Origin of the sequence: Embleya sp. NBC_00896, assembly GCF_045207785.1 — a bacterium.
Lineage (GTDB): Bacteria > Actinomycetota > Actinomycetes > Streptomycetales > Streptomycetaceae > Embleya.
The window spans coordinates 7,091,494-7,109,902 of sequence record NZ_CP108776.1 but is presented as its reverse complement, the minus strand read 5'-3'; the positions used below and the strand labels follow the sequence as shown (position 1 = coordinate 7,109,902).

The window sequence follows — 18,409 nt, the reverse complement described above, 5'->3', positions numbered from 1 at the left end:
GACGGCGCGATCCACCGGAGGTGGGCACCCGCCCTATCGAGGCGGCGTCGGCGGTGGCGTGCTCGATCCGGATGCCACCGGGGTGGACGTCCCGGTCGCCCGTGGTGCGCAAGCCGGCACACCGGGGGCCAGCTTCATCGCGGGTGCCCCGCTGATCAGGGTCACCACGACCACACACGAGTCGGCGGTCACGGGGGCCCCGGCGAAGACGACGCTCGTTTCACCGGTGCCCGGCATCTCGGTCTTCTGGTAGATGCCGGCCGGACTCTGCGCGATGGCCATGTATCCGACGATGCCCTCGGTGCGCGCCGGGGCCTGCCAGGACACCTGGATCCGTCCCTCGGAAACGCTTCTGGTCACCTGCTGCGGTTGATACCCGGCCAGCAGTTCGGGGGCGACCAGGCTCGCGGTCGCCGTCGTCGCCGAAGGCCGCGGTGACGCGTCGGCGGTCGAGTCGTCCCCACCGGTCAGCAGGATCGCGGCGACGGTGACTCCCCCGGCCAGGAGCAGCCCCGCAGCCACGAGGCGAAGCCGGGACCGCGGCCCCTGTTCCTTGGACTCCCAGTCGTAGCCACTGGGTTCGCCCGGAGTGAATTCCGGTTGGTCGCCGGTTGCCGGATCGGGCCACCAGCCCGCTTCGGGGACTCGTGCTGCCTCTTCGAACGACGGGGGTTGCCCGGCCTCCCCGACCGACGGACCCGGCGCGAGCGGAATCTGCGGCGGTCCTTCGGCCCGTGGAAACGTCCGCACGGTGGTGATCGGTGACTCCGCGACGATCGGCACGTACGCCTGCGCGGGCGGCCCGGGCGAATCGGCCTCGGCCCGGGTTGGCCACCATCTCGGTTGGGCCAACGCCGGTCGAGTGTGCTTCTCGCCGCTCCTCTCGCTCCGGGACTCGTCCCCCGGAACGGGCATGCCCACTGCGTCCATCGCCTTCAACCTCGTCCCCCGTCGGTCCTGCGCGGTGTTCGATGGCGCGAGAGCCGCTGGGTCGTACCGCAGGCCGAACGAACCCGCGCCCGCTCACGTCGTCGCGATCCGAGCGGTGGTTTTCCGGTCGCGAGTCCGCCGCGCGGATGGCGCGGGTGCGAATGCGCACGGTGTCCCCCTGGCTGGCAACGCGAGTGAAAGAGGGCGGTCATCCGTGTAGCCGGCGAAAGCGCCGAGCCCGCACCCGGTCGCCAGGTCGTCCGCGGCACCAAGGCCGCGAGCCGGTTCGAGCAGCCGCCCCACGACCACGGCGAATCGAACGACGAAACCCATGGGAAGTGTAGAAACCCATCGGCTCGTCCGATAGGACGGATTGCGCGAAAGTGCCCACGCGAATCGGCTGATTCGCGGACGCCTGTCGACGCGGGCCGGCGACCGGCACGGGTCCGGAGCGCGCGATGCGACGGGCGCACCGCCGTGGACCACTCGTGTCATCCCGGCGCCGCTCTTGGCGCCCTTCGCGGAGCACCGGAGCCGAACCGACGGGGGTACGACAGCGTGCCGGTGAGCCTGTTCGCGCGAATGGCACCGCGCCGCCGCCGTGCGCGCGGCCGTCGTGCTGCACTGCTCGTCCACGCGCCCGCACGCCGGTTCGCTGTCACTCGCCGCCCGAACGAGGCGGCCGGAACACGAAGCGATGTCGAACCGTGCGACGAACTGTCGTCGACATCGATCCGGCCCCTCCCGGCCGGGTACCGGACCGGGCTGCGCCCCCGTCCGCTCAAGGAATCAGATGACCGGCACCATCCGACGCCGCGGCCCCGACATCACCGGCACGTGGCTGTCCGTCCTTCTGCTGATCACCAATCTGGTGACCGTACTCCTGCTCCCTTCCATTGCCGGCGCGCTCCTGGCCGCCAAAGCCGGCCGGCACCCGACCGGGGCCGAATTGCTGCGCGCCTATGGTGACCCGAACGCCTCCCGCTTCCCACCGCCGGCGGTGATCGCGCTCTCGGTCGGCCTCCTGCTGCTGCTCGCCGCGATCGACGTCCCCCTGCTCCTTCATCTCCGCGACCGCGACCAACCCCGGCACGTGGACTCGACCGCGCGTCTGTGGACGCGCCGTGCGGACACCCTGCGTGTGGGCACCAAGAGTGTTCGTGCCGCGGCCGAGGCGATCGGATACCCCGTCTCGACGCCCGGCGTGTACATCGGTCGAAGCGTGCGCGACGGACGCGACCTGTGGGGCTCGTGGGAGGAGGTCCACGTGGACATCTCCGGCCCGCGCACCGGCAAGACCAGTTGCCGGGTCATCCCCAACATCGTCTCCGCTCCGGGTGCGGTGGTGATCACCTCGTGCAAGCGGGACGTGGTCGACGCCACCCGCGAGGTCCGCCGACGGCAGGGCCGGGTATGGGTTTTCGATCCGCACAACGTCGTAGGCGAGCCACCCACCTGGTTCTGGAACCCATTGGACATGGTGGCCGGCAGCATGAAGGAGGCGGCCAGCGTCGCGGGTCTGATCGCATTCACCCAGCGCGAGCAACACATGCGCTCGGACGGGTACTTCCAGCCCGCGGCGGAGAATCTGCTCGCGATGTTCCTGCTCGCCGCCAGCCTGGACGAACAACCGATCACCGTGGTGCGACGGTGGTTACTGCGCCCGAACGACGAGCCCGCGACCATCCTGCGTGCTTCGGGCTACGCTCTGGCCGCCGAAGCCTGCGAGGCCACCCGTAACCTGCCCACGCCCCAGCGCGCCGGCGTCTATGGAACCGCCATCCAGATGGTGTCCTGGCTGGCGGCTCCCGAGGTGCTGCCCTGGATCACGCCGGGCCAGGGCCGAGAGCAGTTCCTCCACTTCGAGGACTTCGCCATCGGCACCGACACCCTCTATGTCGTCTCCGACCTGGACGACCGCAGCGCCAAACCCGCCGCCTCGCTGCTCACCGCGGCCATACTGGCGGCGGCCGAGTACCGTGCGGCGGCGTGCTCCGGGGGTCGGCTGCCCGTCCCTTTCCTGGTGGTCCTGGACGAGGCCGCCAACATCGCCCCGTTGCCGATCCTGCCCGATCGGCTTTCCCACTACGGGTCCCGAGGTCTGGTGGTGATGGTGATGCTTCAGTCCTGGGCGCAGGGTGCGCACGTGTGGGGCGAGAACGGCATGGCGAAGATCTGGAACGCCGGCTCGGTGCGGGTCTACGGGGCCGGCGGTTCGGAAGGCGCGCTGCTGAGCGCCCATTCGCTGTTCTCGGGAAAGTTCGAGGCGAGTACCACCACCCTCGCGCATCGGTCCACGGCTTGGTGGGGCTCGGCTTGGTGGGACTCGTCCGTGACCCGGGCCACCCGTCCGGAGTTCGTGCTCGGCGTGGCGGACCTGGCCGCGCTGCCGCGTGATCGCATGCTGGTGCAGATCAGCGGCGGCAGGCCGCTCCTGGTTCGCTCCGTGCCGTGGTGGGAGGGCCCGCACGCCGATGCGATCCGGGCGTCGATCGGCCGGCACGGCCCGTGATGTCGCCGGGCCCCGACCGCACGATCGGCATGGTCGGCGCCGCCCGGCCCCCTCCAGGACCTACGGGCGGTCGCCGGCCGCCGGCGCGCGGTAGATGTCCATCCAGGCGGTCGCGAAGTCGACGTACCGCCGGATCGGTGCCAGGAAGGCCGGCGCCGCACCCACTCGACCGCGCGCGACCGCGTCCGGATGCGTGCTCTGGAAGTCCCTCCCCAGTACCGGGAAGTCGTGGTCGTTCAGCACCACGCCGGAAAAGGACGACCACGAACTCCCGCCCGCGGTCCCGACCTTGCACGTGTACCGGCGCTCCGACCGATGGGCGTAGCGCGATTCCGCCAGGTGGGCCGCGGAGACGACGCCCCACCCGACGCCGATCGCGAGCACCTTGGCCCCGATGTCGTACAACCGGGCCACCGGTGAACCCGGGCCGAAGTGCGTCACTCCGTGTTCCCGGGTGACTTCCTCGGCACGCGCGCCCAGGGCCACGACCGAGGCCAGCGGATGGTCGCTGCGCACCGCCCCCGCGGTGGTGCGGACCGACTCGGCGAACGCTCCCATCGACGGCGACACCGGCTCATGGGGATCGACCGGCCGGTGCAGATAGGCCGCCAACTCCTCGACCGTCATCCCGGCGGTGGCGTCGGCGAACGCGTCGGAGCTGATCGAGTTCTCACTCGTGTACGCGGGCACCACCAGGGTTCCCTCGCCGCCGAGCACGATCCGAAACGCCGGCAGGAGGCCGCCCGTCGCGGATCCGGGGCCGTCGGGTCCGCGCACAGCGCGCATGGAACTGTGCACCATCACCGTGTCGCCGCGCCTCAGGCCCAACCCGTGCAGGTCCCGAACGAAGTCCGCCGTTCGGGTCGACGCGGCCACGGCCGGAGTGGGGTCGATGTGCGAGAAGGCATCCCGAATCGGTGTCGCGAACATGGTGTCTGCTCCTGAAGTTCGGTCGAAGGGGCCCACGGCCCCGGCTGTGCGAGTCACATCGCTACGTCTGCGCCGGCCGCCCTCTCGGCCGCTCCCGCGCGAAATGGCTGATCGGGCGCGGGCCTCGTACTCGTGCGGCGACGGCATCGCACCGGACAATCGGACCGAGTGTCGCGCCGGTCGAATCGACCCGCGCGTCGGTGTATTCGAGCCGGCGGAGGTAACCAAGGTGGCCCACCCCGTTGCCGCACGCTCGGATTCGCGAGCCGCGGTGGCCCCGTTCTCTCCTGCGGGGGGCTACGAGCTCTACCGGGGCGGCGACCAGTCCCTGCTGCATCCGCTGCTCGACCGGCACTTCACCCGGCACGAGATGGAAGTGGTGGGTCGCAGACCGTTGGACGCGTGCTTTCGGGCCCTGCACCAGGGGACGTTGACGGCCTACGACCTCAGCTACGGGACCGACGTCGTGGTCAGTCCGGGCGACCCGCCCGACGTCTACATCATCCGGCTCGCGCACCGCGGCCGTGCGTCGCTCAACGTCGCGGGCGGCATGAAGCCGTTCTCCCCGAGCGTGGTCAATCCGGGACAGGTCGTGGTCGCCCGATGGGACGCCGACACCCGCGCCCGGATCCTCTGCGTCCCCCGGCAGTTGCTGGCCCGGGCAATGCACAACCAGATCGACGAGGCGACCGACGAGCCGCTCGCCTTCCATACCGCGTTCGACCTCCGCGTGCCCGAGGCGCTCACCTGGCTGCGGGTCGCCCGACGGTTCACCGAGGCGGCCGACGCCGGGCTGTTCGCCGCTTCCCCGCTGGCCATCGCACATTTCGAACTGTCGCTGGTACACGGGCTGTTGGCCTCCCATCCGCATCGCCTCTCCGAACAGATCCAGCGCTCCGCGCCGGTCCGCGGCACCGGCGCGTTACAACGCGCCCTGGCGTACTGCGAGGCGCACGCCGCCGAGCCGATCTCGGTCGCGGACATCGCCGCGGCCGGCCGGGTGAGTGTGCGCACCCTTCAGGAACAGTTCCGGGTCCACCTGGACACCACCCCGATGGGTCATCTGCGACGCGTCCGCCTGGCCGGCGCGCACGCCGATCTCGTCGCGGTGGCCCAAGGCCGGGCGAGCGGTACCGTCACCGAGATCGCCGCCGCGTGGGGCTTCCCGCAGCGCCGACACTTCGCCGCCCTCTACCGCGCCGCCTACCGCCACGCTCCCTCGCAGACCATCGGCGGGCGCTGAGCGGATCCGGACCTCCCGCGCCGCGCCCGATGTCCGGGTCGGGTCGCCTACGCGCCTGCCGGCGCGCTCGCCAGGTCCTTCGCGACCTTGGTCCGCACGTGGTCGATCACCCGCATCATGTCCGGGCAGTACACGGTCGGATTCAGGAAACCGCTGCCCTCGCGATAGCGGTGGACGAAGAATCCACCGCCGCAGACGTCCCGGATCGAGCACTTGCGACAGGTCGGCGACAAGCCCTCGACACCGATCTGGCGAGCCACCACCGCCGGGTATCGCAGCGCCGCGTCCAGCGAGTCGGTGAACACCGACAACCCCGTGGCCGCCGCGCCGTCGAACGCCGACTTGATGGTGTCCACCTGCTCGATCGCACCGTCGGTGTCGATCGTCACGGTGGTCGCGGGCCCGATGCCGACCTGCTCGGACCGGGAATGACCGCCCAGCACCAGACTCAGCAGATCCTCGAACAACTTGACCCGGGTCTCCTGACGCGGCGCGTCGTACCAGCGATCGAAGGCCCGCACGATCCAGTCGCCGTAGGGCGTCCGGCTCGACCCCTCCTCGCGCAGCGGTGGTGGCGTCGTCCAATTCCCGTGCGGCAGCAGGAAGTCGAGCATGGGCGGCCGGTGCGTCAGCAGTGACTCGTACACCTCCACCGGATCGTTCGCCACGTCGATGACACACAGCAGCCCACCGAACAACCCCGGCCGCGACGGGTCCCGCAGCCTGGCCACCGCCTCGGTCACCGCCGCGTGGCTGCCGCGTCCGTCGGCGAAGCGCCGATGCCGGTCGTTGGCGAGCTCGCCGCCGTCCACGCTCACACCGACCTGGAAGTCCAGGGCGTGCAGGGTGTCGAGCATGCGGTCGTTCAGGAGCAGGCCGTTGGTCTGCACGCCGAACGAGACCCGGGTGCTCGCGGGCACCTCGCGGCGCACGGCCTCGGCCATCCGCGTGATCAGCGCCGGCCCCGCGAGCAGCGGCTCGCCCCCGTGCACGATCAACTGCACGCGGTCCTGCCCGTGCGTGCGCACGTGTTCGCCGATCCGCGCGGCGGTGCGGTCCACAACCGCCGCCGACATCGTCTTGGCGGTCGACCGCCAGGACTCGTCGCCCATCTCGTACAGGTAGCAGTAGTCGCAGGCCAGGTTGCAGCGGCTGTGCATCTTCACCACGAAGTGGGTGAAGGGCACCGGCTTCCACAGCGGGCCCAGGGTGTCGGGGTCGAGCAGATCGGCCGGCCATTCCGCCGACCTGCGCACGGGCGCGGGAAGATTGACCACAGTGTCTGCTCCGGGTGGGTCCAAGGATTTCACCGGCGCGGTCCGCGCGGGCGAAGCCGTGCGCGGCCTCGGATCAGGCGGGCCTCGGGAGCCACCGAGGCCCGCCTGGGCGGCTGCCGATCCGTCGACCGCGCAGCGCCGCGTGCCGGTCGATCGAGGGTGGCCGCTACTCGCCGACGAAGCTGTTGAAGCCGATCCGGGCGCCCGTCTCGGGCTCGGCCGCGAGCCGGCGCAGCGCCACGGCCAGCGGCGACTCGCTCGAGCGGTCGAACGCGGCGGGTGTGGCCTGTGCGTCGGTGGCGACGGTCGGGTTCACGGGGTTCACGGGGTCCTCCTGTGGTCGATCGGATGAGGCGATCCCACGCTAGGAAGCCTGACCGAGACGGCGAAGGTTACGAACGGGACTCGCGCGATCGGACCCGGGAACCGCGTTACCGAGCCCCCTCCCATGGTTCGTGTCCCACCCGGAGGCCGCCGGATGCGGCGGGGCCACGGCCGATCGCAGCGTTCGCGGTTTTCGGACACCGTTTGTGGAGTTCCACCGACAACTGTGACTCCATAAGGTCGTGAAGGTTATCCAACCCTGGTAAATTCCTCGACAATTCCGCCGTCCGACATCCCGCGCGGGCCGGCCTCATGGAGGACTGTCGCCATGTCGATGACCGATGACCGCAGACCCGTGTCCACAGATTTGCTGGCGACGCCGGAGATGATCGACGCGTGCGCGGAACGAGATTTGGGCGCAATATTTCGACTGGCCAGGAACGACCCGGGATTTACCCTCAGTAAATTGGCCCGCCTGTGTGAGATGACCCCCAGCAGGGTGGGGGATTACGTCAAGGGACGAGCCCGTGTACGCCAGCAGCACGTCGTGGAACGGGTGTCCCACGGATTGCGCATCCCGGGCGAGATGCTCGGCCTGGCTCCGCAGCCCTGGGAGGGGGACGAGGACATCGCCGGCGACCGGCCGGCGCGCGCCCGGACCCGATCGGACGCCGGCTTCCCGGGGCCGGCGGAGGGCGGCCGGCCCGAGCACCACTTCGGCGACGCCGTGCAGTTGTCCCTGGACGTCCACCTCGACATCGACCCGAAGGGCAACGCGCGACTGACGTACCGGCAGGTCGTGCTCAACCTCACGAATCGGCCGCTGACCCGGATGGTACGCGAGATCTGGTTCGAGCACTCCCGAGGACGCCTGACGATCACGCCCACCGACGCCTGCGATCACCAGGTCGCCATCCAACGACTGTACGAGACATCGGGTTTGGCCAAATTCGTCTGCCAGATCTCACCGCCCGTGCCGCCGGGCAAGACGGCGATCATCGAGTATGTGTGCGAAGGAGGGATGTTCGTGGGGCCGATGTACTGGCTCCAGGCCATCGCCCGGCACACGCGACGGTTCTCACTGACCGTCACACAGCACGGTGCCACCGAATTCCACGGCTGCACCGCTGTCGAGCAGCACCCGGACGGTTCCGAGAACTCGGTCGCGCAGCACACCCGTTGGCAGTTGGACGAGGATCGGCTGCGCCTGACGCTGCACCGGGAGGATCTGCACGGCAATCAGTTCCTGACGCTGCGGTGGGACGCCGGCCGGGGCGGCGCGTGAGGGCGCCGAGGTGTTCGCCGAGTATGCGCGGGCACCGTCGGTCGGCGGTCGTCCCCCGAAAGCCCCTCGATATCAAGATATCGGCCCGCCGACATCGCCGATTACGACCTCCCGTTCGAAGTCGTTTACCGAATCGACATCCACAGGGCAGCGGAATTACCGTGCGCAGCCGCTCGGTCACCATGATCGGCCCATTGTTTACTCGCAGTGAATCGTGATACCCGAAGCGGACGAGCCCGCATTCCAGGGCGTCCGAAACGGCGCCTGGAGATCGGGCGTTCTCGGCACCCCCCCCGGACACGAAAGCGACCGTCGAACTATTTGATCCGAGGACAATCGCCAACAGGATATTTTGCCTTTCGCTCGGGACGGCTCCGCGGGCCGGCACGTGGTTACCTCCGGATATACCGAACTCGAGTAACCGTGACGACCTTTGCCCGGCCCGGCCGCAACGGGGAGGCTGCCCGGCAGCACGCCACGATCTCGCATCGGCGGAGAGAGCCCCATGAAGCTGCCACACGGCGTTGACGCACTGATCGATCCCGAGCCCTTGGCCCGGCTGTCCCCCGCGGCGACCCGGGCGGCCACCCACCGCTTGGCCGCCGGCTATCCGAACACGCCCCTGCCGGAGATCCACGACGAGTTGGCCGCCGTCCGCCGCTCGGCCCTGTACTGGTCCCAGGACCGCGATCATCTCGACGGCGAGCGCGGCGACCAGCTCACCGCGGCCCTCGCGTGCGGGCTGTACGCCTGGGCCCGCCACGATCTCGGCGACACGCGCACAGCCTTGGCCGTGGCCCAGGCCGGCCTGATCAGCGCGATCGTGGACGCCCGACACCCGGGCGCCGAAGTGTGGCTGCGCGGCGTGCAATCGCTCATCGCCTACCGGGCGGGATGGGTGCACGAGTCCCTGCACTACGCCCAGTCGGGGCTCTCGGTGCAGGACGACGAGATCGGCACCGCGACCATTTGGTTGCACTCCCTGACGGCGTTGACGCAGGCGGTCCTGGGCGACGCGCTGGCCGCGTCGGCGGCCCTGAGTGCGGGCCGGCACGTCCGCGCACTGTCCCGGCTGGACGACCTGGACCGTATCGGCGGGCTGTTGCACTTCGGCCAGGCCCGACAGGACGCCTACGAGGCGCAGGCCCGCGCGTTCATCACCGGCTCCGAGCGGAGCACGATCGAATACGCCGAATCGGCGATCGGCGCGTTCGAGTCGGGTGGTTCGCCGAACCGCTCGGTACACGACGAGATGTCCGCCCGGGTGGCGGCCGCGCTGGCCTACGCGAACCTGGACGAGATCGAGGCGACCGCCGAGGCACTGCGTCCGGTGCTGCGACTCGACCCGGCGTGGCGCGTCGACGGCCTGCGGTCCTCGATGATGCTCGTACACCAGCGGCTACGACGACCGTTCCGGGCCCGCGAAGCGCGCGTACGCGAACTCCAGAAGGACATCGAGGGCTTCTGCCAGATGCCCCTGTTCATCGACTCGTCCGCCTGATACCGACCGCCGAGGACTGTTGATGCTCAACCCCTTGCATCTGCGCACCCTGGTCGAGGTCACCCGCGAGGGTTCCTTCGCCCGGGCCGCCCGCAACTGCGGCTATACCGCGTCGGCCGTGTCCCAACAGATCGCCGCTCTCGAACGCGCGATCGGGGCCCAGCTGTTCGAGCGCGAGGCGCACGGCATCCGGCCGACCGAGATGGCGGTGCCGATCGTCGACCGGGCCCGGGAGGCGATCGCCGTCCTGGACACCCTGGAGCGCGACATCCGCGATGTCGTGCGGGGGCGCAGCGGCAGGCTGCGGCTGGGCACCTTCCCGACCGCGAGCGAACGCCTGCTCCCGCGGGCGATCGCGGACCTGACCCGCTCCCGCCCCCGGGCCGAGATCCTGCTCGACGAGGCCGAGCCGGATGAACTGGTGACCCGATTACAGGAGGGCGAGTCGGACGTCGCGCTGGTCTTCGCCTACGACCTGGTCCCGCGGGTGTGGCCGATGGAACTGAGCTCCCGCCTGCTCGTCGACGAAACGCTGGCCCTGCTGCTGCCCGAGGGACATCCCGCGTGGCATGACGGCCGGGTGCGTCTGGAGGACCTCGCGGAGGAGCGCTGGATCGCGAGCCCGCCCGGGACCCCCGGCTCCACCAGTCTGTCCCGGGTGTGTGCCGCACACCGGTTCGCGCCCAAGGTCGCCTTCCGCAGCAATGACTACGACGTGATCCAGGGGTTGGTGGCGGCGGGGGCGGGGGTGGCCCTCGTCCCGGGCCTGGCGTACGAACCGCGCCCGGGGATGCACTCCCTTCCGCTGGCGCATACGCCCTCGCACCGACGGGTGTCCGCCCTGTACCGCACGGCGAACAGCAACCCGCTGCTGAACTACGCGCTACAGGCGTTCACACTGGCCGCCAAGGGCTGTGCCGGTGAGTTCGTGCGGGTCGAGCCGGCCCTCGAGATCCAGCGTCAGGTGAGCTGACCCTGACCTCCACATTCTCGCTGCCTGTACGGCCTTGGCCGGCCGGTTGCGCTGCGGCAGGCTGGAGCGGCCGACGAGCCGAGTCCGATCCGGATCGTGGCGCATCGCTCGATCCCGGTGATTCCCGACCGATCCGGGAAATCTGAGCCCCGGCGCACGAGTGGCGGACGGGCCTCTTCCCCTCAAAGGCGCGGGGAGGATGAACCTCGGATCTCCGCGCCTCGAACCTCGTGCACCGGTGTGAGCCGAGTACCCACCCGACACCCCCATGGCGGGCGGGTACTCGGCAAAGACGACTCGGGCGTACGCACACAGTGCGTACGCCCGAGTCGTCTTTGCTCCGGAGTCGAACGCGTGGGCGACTCCGGGCCGTGCCCCCGCCGCCGCGCCTCACCGTCCGGGCGGCGGCAGGGCCGCGTTGAAGTGGTCTCGGGCGTCCGCCGTGCGTCCGTTGCCGTAGACCCGCAACACCTGTGCCAGGCCCGGGTGTTGCGCGGCGATCAGGGCGGCGGCTCCCTCGATCTCGGCAGCGGAGGCCACCGCGCGCAGCACGGCGTGCACGGCCGCCGCCGGATCGTACCCGCCGGCCGCGAGCACTTCGGGCCCGGTCGGCCGCAGGGCGTTGCGGCTACTGGGCTGGTGCACGCAGATCCGGTCCAGCGCGGCCCGTCGATCGGCCGCCGTCAGTCGATCGAAGTCGGGTGCCGCGACCAGGGATTCCACCGCGTGCAGCCGCGAGACCACGGCGGGGTTGCCGATCTTGGCCCGCTGTCCGGACATCAGTTGGGACAACATCGGCGCCGACAGCCCCAGGATCGTGGCCAGTTCGAGCTGCGACGCGGGAATGCGCAGCAACAGACGGCGGAACCTGTCGTACAACAGCTCCCCGTACCACTCCATTTGTCGTAACCGGTTGCGATCGACGACGTTTTGCACATCCTTATGCTCGCTCACTCGCGTATTCTCTACTGCGAACAAGAACTTTGCCATTGCAATCGGCCCTCGGTGATGCGGTACCTCCCGAGCGGTTGGGGCGCCGTCTCCCGGGCACGAGCGCGAAGCGCTTCGCCGAACGATTCATTGTTTGCAAGTGCAACCCGACCTGGATGCCGGTACGACATCGAGGGCGCCTTGCGTGTTCCGGCCCGCCCGTTCCGAGCCGCGTTTTGCGGATAGCCGCCACGCGAAGGGAATCCTAGGCTTGGCCGCGCAGGGGGTGCCGAATGGTGTTGTCCGCACCCTCGGTGAACGACGGCCCCGGTGGTGTCGCAGGTGACGCCGATCGAGGGGATGTCCGGACTCCTCGCCGCGAGTGCGGCGGTTGCCGGATCCAGGGATTCGAGGTGGGCACGATCTCGTGCTCTGCCCGACCGGCGCACGGGTGACGTGGCCGACCCACTGTCGAAGGAGTTCCCGACCATGACCGAGGACACCTCCCAGGACACGAACCTCGCGTCTCCGATCGCGACTCGCTTGGCGGACGCCGAGGCCGGTCTTGTCGAACTGCTCGCCACCGTGGCGCCGAGGGAGTGGTCTCCGACCCGGTGGGCGGATGGCGGGATCACCCTCGTGTCGACCGGCCGAGAAGACAACCGCGGCAACCGCGCAGAGGCAGTGCTCACCGCTCTGGCGTCCCGCGGTTGGAAGTTCACGTATCTGGCCATCCGCAGCATCACCATGACCGCTCCGGACGTTCTGGTCCGCCTCTCGATACGCACGGAACCGGAGTCGGGCGGCGAAGCCGGGATGTGGACCATCACGCTGGAGCCCGCGCCCTACGCCTCGAACATCGTCCGGCTGCGCGACCTCGGCTTCGTGGTCGAATTCCGCGAGAACGTCGACGGTGTGGGCAACCTGCTGCGCGTCGAGCACGGGGCGCGGTACGTCCTGCTGGGCGACCGAACCCAGCCCAACGGCGCGCTGCCCGATCACCCGGACGAGGTGGGTGCCTGGACCGCGCGCGGCCATGTCGCGGGTGGCGCCCTGAAGTGGTCCTGTCCGCAAGGCGATGAGCACGGACCGCCGTTCGACGCCTGGTCGTACGTCGCCCACGAGACCGAGCAGTGGCTGAGGGGCGCCGACATCGGCCGCTGACCGCGCCCGTGGCGACCGAGCGCGCGGGCCGGGCCGACACCGACGGCCGGCCCGGCCGTCGGGTCGATTCCGCGACCGGACGGCCGGGTGCCCGGCGTCGGGATTGCTCTCGGACGGCTCAGTGTTCGGTGAGTACGCAGACCGAGTCGAGGCCGAGGACGTGGTTGAGGCGGCCGAAGGCCAGCCAGGAGCCGATGGCCATGCTCAGTTCCACGATCTCGGGCTGGGTGTAGTGGGCGGTCATGCGGGTCCAGAACTCGTCGTCCAGGTTGTGGTGGTCGACGGCGTAGCGCTCGGCGTATTCGGCGGCCAGGCGGGTGCGGTCGTCGAAGGCTTCGGTGGTGCGCCATTCGGTCACGGCCTCGTCGAAGCCCTGCTCGACCTTCACGCCGTCGCGCTCGGTGCGCCAGTCGAGGCAGAAGACGCAGCCGTTGATCTGGGCGATCCGCAGGCGCGCGGCCTCGAACTCGCGTAGTCCCAGGGTCGAGTGGTCGTAGACCTTCATGGAGAACGTCGAGGCGGCGATGCCGATCTCGGGGACCATCTCGCCCCACACGTAGGCGATCGGGTCCTTGTCCTCGGGGACGTCGATGATCACGAATTCTTCCTTCCGAGCTTGCCGAACGCGGGGCGAAGGGGGATGTCGAGCGCGTCGTAGAGGCCGGGGTCGGCGGCCACGAGCCAGTCGATCGCGCCGACGAGTCGGCCGACCGCGGTGGCGTTTCCGCCCGCGGAGCGGTTCTCGCCCTCGTCGGTGGCCTCGATGGTGACCTCGATCCGCGGGCGGCCCTCGATGACCACGCGGTGCGCGCCGTCACCGTTGGGCGGGGTCGGCCAGTCCGGGGCGCAGGAGGGATGGATGCGGGTGACGTGTTCGATCACGATGCGGGGTTCGCCGCCGACGATGCCCTGTACCTCGAACCGCACCGCGCCCTGGGTGCCCGCCTCGAAGTCGCCCATGGTTGTGGTGCTCACCGTGGTTTCCAGCGGGCGGCGGTCCATCGTCTCGCGGATCTCGTCGAGTTCGACGCCGAGCGCCCTGGCCATCATGCGGATCTGCCCGCCCCAGACCATGGTCGGCATCTCCGGCCAGAGCATCGGCGCCCCGTAGTCCATGGGTTGGCCCATGCCGACCAGGTTCCGGACGGAGTCTTCCTGGTCGTAGGTGGAGTAGTCGAAGATCTCCTGGCAGCGGATCGCGTCCACGGTGGTGCCGAGCCCGCTGATCAGCAGCGGCAGTACGTCGTTGCCCCAGCCCGGGTCCACACCGGAGACGAACAGCGAGCCCCGGCCGTCCGCGACGGCGGCCAGTACCGGATCCCTGAACTCCGCCGGGGCGTTGCGTTGGTCGTAGAGCGCGTACAGCGCGGGGGTGACCACGACGGCTCCGGCCCGGATCGCCCGGACGATGTCGGCGAGGGCGTCGTCGGGGCGGATGTCGCCGGAGGCGGCGTACACCACGGCCTGCGGCCCGGCGGCGAACACCGCGTCGATGTCGTCGGTGGCCGCGACCCCGAGATCGTGGTCGAGCCCGGCGAGGGCGCCCGCGTCCCGGCCGACCTTGTCGGGATTGTGGACGATCACAGCCGCGAGTTTCAGTGCCGGGTGGGCCTCGACGGCGCGGATGGCCGCGCGGCCGACATTGCCGGTGCCCCAGACAACCGTGGAAATCATGCGCCGGAGATTAGCGAGGAGACCGATCGGATCATAGGGCCACGCACCGAAAGACGGCCGATTGCCCGGGCAATGAGGTCGATTGCCCGGGCGATGGGGTCGATTGCCCGAGTCTGTCTCGCCGTTGCTCGCGGTCAGTTCGCGCGGTCCTCGGCCAGGTCGGCCAGGTCGGCCAGGATCTCGCCGGCCAGGACCGGGGGGAGGTCGGCGAAGCGCAGCGGGTGGTCGTCGCTGGGGATGTAGTCGCCGGGGTGGTTCGCGAGCCATACCGTGCGGAGTGTTTGGCTGGGGAACTCGTTGGCGATTCCGGCGGGGATGCCGTACTCCAGGGCGATCACCAGGTAGGTGTCGACGGAGAGTCGGCGCGAGATCCAGCGTTCGACGCCCGCGTCCTGTGGCACGCCGCGTTCCCAGCCGCGGTGTTGGAGGCCCAGAACCTTGCCGGTGGGGACGGTCAGGTTCTCGAATCGGCGCAGGCGGTGGTCGGTTCGCTCGTTCTCGGTCAGGGTGAACACCGGGCGGCCGAGCTGGGGGAAGGGCTGCGGGAGTTCGTAGTCGGCGAACAGTTCGGACCAGGTGTCCAGGTCGTCGGCGAGGTGGAGTGGGTGGGCGAGGCGCACGGTCGCGTTGTCCGGGAGCCTGTACTCGTCGTCGGCGGAGTCGGCGTAGGTGCGGTCCTCGGCGACGCGGAACGCGGTTGTGTGGCCGTCCGTTTCGGCGAGCCAGACCAACCGGCGGACCACGTGTACGAGGAGGGGGTGCGCCACGAACAGGTCGCGGAACTCCGCCGAGGTCCACGTCCTTCCGGTGGCCATGGCGGACTCCAGCCGGCGCAGGGTGTCGGCCGCCGCGGCGCGGATGTCCTTCTTGAGGGCGGCGTAGCGTTTGCGTTCGGCGGGGGCGAGTTCGGCGTCGTCGCGGGCGCCCGGTGCCGGGAGGTCCTTGCGGCGCTTGCCGTCCGCATCCAGGACATAGGGCTTGAGCTGTTCGTCGAAGCCGATGGTGAACGTGCGTGAGCCGTAGTCGATCACCGTCGTCCCGTTCGCGTCCAGACCGAGTTCCGGGACGAGCCGGTCGGCCAACTGGTCCGGTGTCAACCGCAGTTCGGCCGCGACCTCGGCGATCTTGTCCTGGGCGCGGGTGCGCAGCGCCTTGAACTTCACCCGCTGTGCGATCCCGTGCAGACGCATCAGCGCGACCTCCGAACCGAACGCGGCGAGCACGTCCAGGCCGTCCACCGCCCGCTTGTGCGCCCCCTCCCCCGGCCATGCCCGGATCACCGGGTCGAGCCGACGCACCGTCTCGTCATCGCCCAGCCACGCGAGCGCGGACAGCGCCCAACTGTCCTTGCTCGGCATGCCGGACAGCCGCCACATGGCGAACAGTGCCCAGACGAACTCGGCCAGGCTCTCCGGCGTACACGCGTCCTTGAGCCGGTCGACTCCGGCATAGACGGCTCCGGGCTTGGAGATCGCCAGCATGGTGAGGGCGTGCCGTACCGCGTCGGCGCCGAGCGCGTCGCCCCGGTCGCGAAGCCGGAGTTGCGGCAGGGCGGTGGGCTCCAGCCAGCTGGGGACGGCCGGGAGCCGGGCGGGGAGGGCGAGTTCGAGGGGGTCGGCGGTCAGGAGTGCGTCGACTGCGGCGGCGGCTTCCGCACCGTGGCCGGCGGCGGCTGTGCGTACCGCGTCCGGGCCCTGGGTCGAGGCGATGGACAGCAGCGCGGTCACGGCGGCCTGCCGGGCCGGGCCCACCGGGCCGACCGCGTCCGGGATCAACATCCGTGCGGCGTCGGCGTGGTGCCGGGTGAACCAGGAACGAGCCGTGTCGCGACCGGACTTCCGTCGGGTCAGGGCGTCGGCCATGATCCGGGCGCAGTCCAGGCTCGCCAGAGGAACCAGCGATCCGAGGGCGTTGGGGTGGTCGCGGACCACGTGGACGACGGCGTCCACCGCGGCGGCTTCGTACTTGGAGACGATCGGGTGAAGGGTCTCGGCCTCGACCCGCCTCATCCTTGGGCGCCACTGTGGGATGACGTCCGTCAAGCGCTCGGTGGGTCCGTTCAGGAAGAGGATGTGTGCGATGTTCGGTTCCAACGAGCCCGCCCGCAGCTTGGCGACGCTCTCGTCGATCGGTGCGGGTGTGGCGCCCGCGTACCACGTCGGGGTGGCCGCCCAGCGCTCGCGTTCGCCGGTCAGCCATACCGCGCGCCGGATGTCGTCGGGAACGAGACCGGGAACCACGACGGGCTTGGGGCGGACTCGGGATCGGGTCCATGGCGGTGCGGCCAGGACCGGCGGGAGGGCTTCGGGTGGGGCGGTGGCGACCGTGCGGGTCGCGGCGACCAACGGCCGCACCACCGCGGCGAGTTCCGGGGCGAGGTCGGGCAGTACGGCCTCGGCGAGTTCGTGCCGGCTTGTGATGTGGGTGGTCAACAGCTCACGTGCGGTCGCGGCAGCCTTGCCGGTGCCGGTCGACGCGGCGGCCAGCAGGCGCAGGGCGCGCACGGGATGGCGGCGGGCGGCGGCCGACAGCGGTGGCTGGGCGTACTTGTCGTCGCCGTGCGCGAGGAGGACCGCGAACGCCTCGTCGTTCGGCAGTTCCCCGAGCGCGGCCGTCAGGAGCTTGACGGTGTGCGCGTCGTGAAACGCGCCACGAGTCAGTTCCTGGTCGAACAACCAGGCCAGGTCCGCTCCGGCTCCGCTGGTCATGGTGGCGATGAGCTCGGTGCGCCAGACGCGCCATCCGGACACCGGGTGTCCGCGTAGCCATTCCAGGTGGGCGGGCTCGCTCGCGGAGCACATGATCAAATCGCCGAGCATGGCGTCGTCTCGCACCGCGGCGGCATCGCGTTCGACGCACTCGTCCGTCCATCGGGTTTCGGTCGGCACGAGATAGCCGACCGCGATCCGCGGCCCCGTTCGGCCCCGGCGCAGCGTCAGCGCGTCGACGGCCCGACGGTAGGTGGCGTCGTCGGTGACGGCGAGCAGGGCGCGGATCCGGTCGAGCGCGTCACGCCTGCCGCCCGTGGGCGACCAGTCGCCCTCGGCCTGCGCCTCCGTCCTGGTGAGCCATGAGGAGGTCGGCTTCGCGTGCGTCCCGTCCCAACGGCGGTAGCAGCCGAAGAGCTCGACCGACGCCTCGGCGGCGAAGACGAGGCCGTGCTCCTCGACCCACGCGTCGGCGACGACGGCATAGTCCGCCGAGGTCCGACAGATGCTCGCGAGCAGGGCCGCGCCGAGCGGGTTCGGTGCCTCGCCCTGATGGTCGCGGAGGGCTTGGACCAGGAACGCGTCGCTGCGGGCATCGCCGAGCACCCACCCGATCTCGACGCCGCACCGGGTCTCGTACGTCCGCGTCCGCTGTACCGCGTCGGGCAGCGGCGGACTCGGTGTGCGGGACGTGTGCGACGGGCGGTCGCGCCGGGGATACGTCTTCTTCCGCCACTCGTCGGGCGGCACGAAGGTGTCCTCGTCGGGCAGTTCGATCGGGGTGGCGAGCATGGAGTCCCTGTCGACGTGGTGCGCGTGGTGGGCCTCGAACGGTAACGACGCCGGCCGACACACCACGCTCCGGCGGCGCGAACGACGAGCGGGCGTCGTGCGGTACGGCGCTCGAGCCGGCGAAGTCGGTGGACCGCCGGCAGGTTCCCGAGAGCTTCCCGAGTGT

Annotated in this window: 14 protein-coding genes; 6 read left to right on the top strand and 8 right to left on the bottom strand. The window is 70.4% G+C overall.

Going from position 1 to position 18,409, the window contains the following annotated elements:
- Positions 1–33 precede the first annotated feature (33 nt).
- The gene (locus OG928_RS31705; RefSeq protein WP_406290176.1) at positions 34–930 is read right to left on the bottom strand and encodes a hypothetical protein; all 897 of its coding nucleotides are present in this window, start codon (positions 928–930) and stop codon (positions 34–36) included.
- A gap of 793 nt (positions 931–1,723) precedes the next feature.
- Between OG928_RS31705 and OG928_RS31700 the strand changes: the two genes are divergently transcribed.
- On the top strand, positions 1,724–3,442 hold the full coding sequence (locus OG928_RS31700; RefSeq protein WP_406290174.1) for a type IV secretory system conjugative DNA transfer family protein: 1,719 nt from the start codon (positions 1,724–1,726) through the stop codon (positions 3,440–3,442).
- 60 nt (positions 3,443–3,502) lie between these two features.
- On the opposite strand, the gene OG928_RS31695 is transcribed toward OG928_RS31700, so the two are convergent.
- Positions 3,503–4,372, bottom strand: coding sequence for an aminoglycoside N(3)-acetyltransferase (locus OG928_RS31695; RefSeq protein ID WP_406290172.1), 870 nt, complete (start codon positions 4,370–4,372; stop codon positions 3,503–3,505).
- Between the two features lie 229 nt (positions 4,373–4,601).
- Between OG928_RS31695 and OG928_RS31690 the strand changes: the two genes are divergently transcribed.
- Entirely contained in the window at positions 4,602–5,615 is a 1,014-nt protein-coding gene (locus OG928_RS31690) for an AraC family transcriptional regulator (protein WP_406290170.1), read from the top strand.
- 47 nt (positions 5,616–5,662) lie between these two features.
- Here the strand turns inward: OG928_RS31690 and OG928_RS31685 are convergent, their stop codons facing one another.
- Positions 5,663–6,892, bottom strand: coding sequence for an FxsB family cyclophane-forming radical SAM/SPASM peptide maturase (locus OG928_RS31685; protein WP_406290168.1), 1,230 nt, complete (start codon positions 6,890–6,892; stop codon positions 5,663–5,665).
- 166 nt (positions 6,893–7,058) lie between these two features.
- Positions 7,059–7,217, bottom strand: a complete 159-nt coding sequence (locus OG928_RS31680; RefSeq protein ID WP_406290165.1) for a hypothetical protein — start codon at positions 7,215–7,217, stop codon at positions 7,059–7,061.
- Between the two features lie 327 nt (positions 7,218–7,544).
- Between OG928_RS31680 and OG928_RS31675 the strand changes: the two genes are divergently transcribed.
- The 3 genes from OG928_RS31675 to OG928_RS31665 all read left to right on the top strand — a co-directional run bounded on the left by OG928_RS31675 (position 7,545) and on the right by OG928_RS31665 (position 10,975).
- Complete coding sequence (locus OG928_RS31675; RefSeq protein WP_406290162.1) at positions 7,545–8,501, top strand: helix-turn-helix domain-containing protein; 957 nt, start codon at positions 7,545–7,547, stop codon at positions 8,499–8,501.
- 505 nt (positions 8,502–9,006) lie between these two features.
- Positions 9,007–10,002, top strand: coding sequence for a hypothetical protein (locus OG928_RS31670; protein WP_406290160.1), 996 nt, complete (start codon positions 9,007–9,009; stop codon positions 10,000–10,002).
- Positions 10,003–10,024: 22 nt separating this feature from the next.
- Positions 10,025–10,975, top strand: coding sequence for a LysR family transcriptional regulator (locus OG928_RS31665; RefSeq protein ID WP_406290158.1), 951 nt, complete (start codon positions 10,025–10,027; stop codon positions 10,973–10,975).
- A 390-nt stretch (positions 10,976–11,365) separates the two neighbouring features.
- On the opposite strand, the gene OG928_RS31660 is transcribed toward OG928_RS31665, so the two are convergent.
- Entirely contained in the window at positions 11,366–11,929 is a 564-nt protein-coding gene (locus OG928_RS31660) for an XRE family transcriptional regulator (RefSeq protein WP_406290156.1), read from the bottom strand.
- 465 nt (positions 11,930–12,394) lie between these two features.
- On the opposite strand from OG928_RS31660, the gene OG928_RS31655 reads away from it, so the two are divergent.
- Positions 12,395–13,069, top strand: coding sequence for a hypothetical protein (locus OG928_RS31655; protein ID WP_406290155.1), 675 nt, complete (start codon positions 12,395–12,397; stop codon positions 13,067–13,069).
- 118 nt (positions 13,070–13,187) lie between these two features.
- On the opposite strand, the gene OG928_RS31650 is transcribed toward OG928_RS31655, so the two are convergent.
- The 3 genes from OG928_RS31650 to OG928_RS31640 form a co-directional block, all read right to left on the bottom strand.
- Positions 13,188–13,667: a carboxymuconolactone decarboxylase family protein gene (locus OG928_RS31650; protein ID WP_406290153.1), complete on the bottom strand. Its 480-nt coding sequence runs from the start codon at positions 13,665–13,667 to the stop codon at positions 13,188–13,190.
- Positions 13,664–14,743, bottom strand: a complete 1,080-nt coding sequence (locus tag OG928_RS31645) for a dihydrodipicolinate reductase (protein ID WP_406290151.1) — start codon at positions 14,741–14,743, stop codon at positions 13,664–13,666. The genes OG928_RS31650 and OG928_RS31645 overlap by 4 nt, the downstream gene beginning before the upstream one ends.
- A gap of 134 nt (positions 14,744–14,877) precedes the next feature.
- Positions 14,878–18,243 (bottom strand): DUF4132 domain-containing protein, encoded by a 3,366-nt coding sequence (locus tag OG928_RS31640; RefSeq protein ID WP_406290148.1) that lies wholly within the window; start codon positions 18,241–18,243, stop codon positions 14,878–14,880.
- Positions 18,244–18,409: the final 166 nt, after the last annotated feature.

Coding starts and splice junctions, on each gene's coding strand:
- OG928_RS31705 (WP_406290176.1), bottom strand. CDS start 930: ATGGACGCAGTGGGCATGCCCGTTCCGGGGGACGAGTCCCGGAGCGAG.
- OG928_RS31700 (WP_406290174.1), top strand. CDS start 1,724: ATGACCGGCACCATCCGACGCCGCGGCCCCGACATCACCGGCACGTGG.
- OG928_RS31695 (WP_406290172.1), bottom strand. CDS start 4,372: ATGTTCGCGACACCGATTCGGGATGCCTTCTCGCACATCGACCCCACT.
- OG928_RS31675 (WP_406290162.1), top strand. CDS start 7,545: ATGTCGATGACCGATGACCGCAGACCCGTGTCCACAGATTTGCTGGCG.
- OG928_RS31670 (WP_406290160.1), top strand. CDS start 9,007: ATGAAGCTGCCACACGGCGTTGACGCACTGATCGATCCCGAGCCCTTG.
- OG928_RS31665 (WP_406290158.1), top strand. CDS start 10,025: ATGCTCAACCCCTTGCATCTGCGCACCCTGGTCGAGGTCACCCGCGAG.
- OG928_RS31655 (WP_406290155.1), top strand. CDS start 12,395: ATGACCGAGGACACCTCCCAGGACACGAACCTCGCGTCTCCGATCGCG.
- OG928_RS31645 (WP_406290151.1), bottom strand. CDS start 14,743: ATGATTTCCACGGTTGTCTGGGGCACCGGCAATGTCGGCCGCGCGGCC.
- OG928_RS31640 (WP_406290148.1), bottom strand. CDS start 18,243: ATGCTCGCCACCCCGATCGAACTGCCCGACGAGGACACCTTCGTGCCG.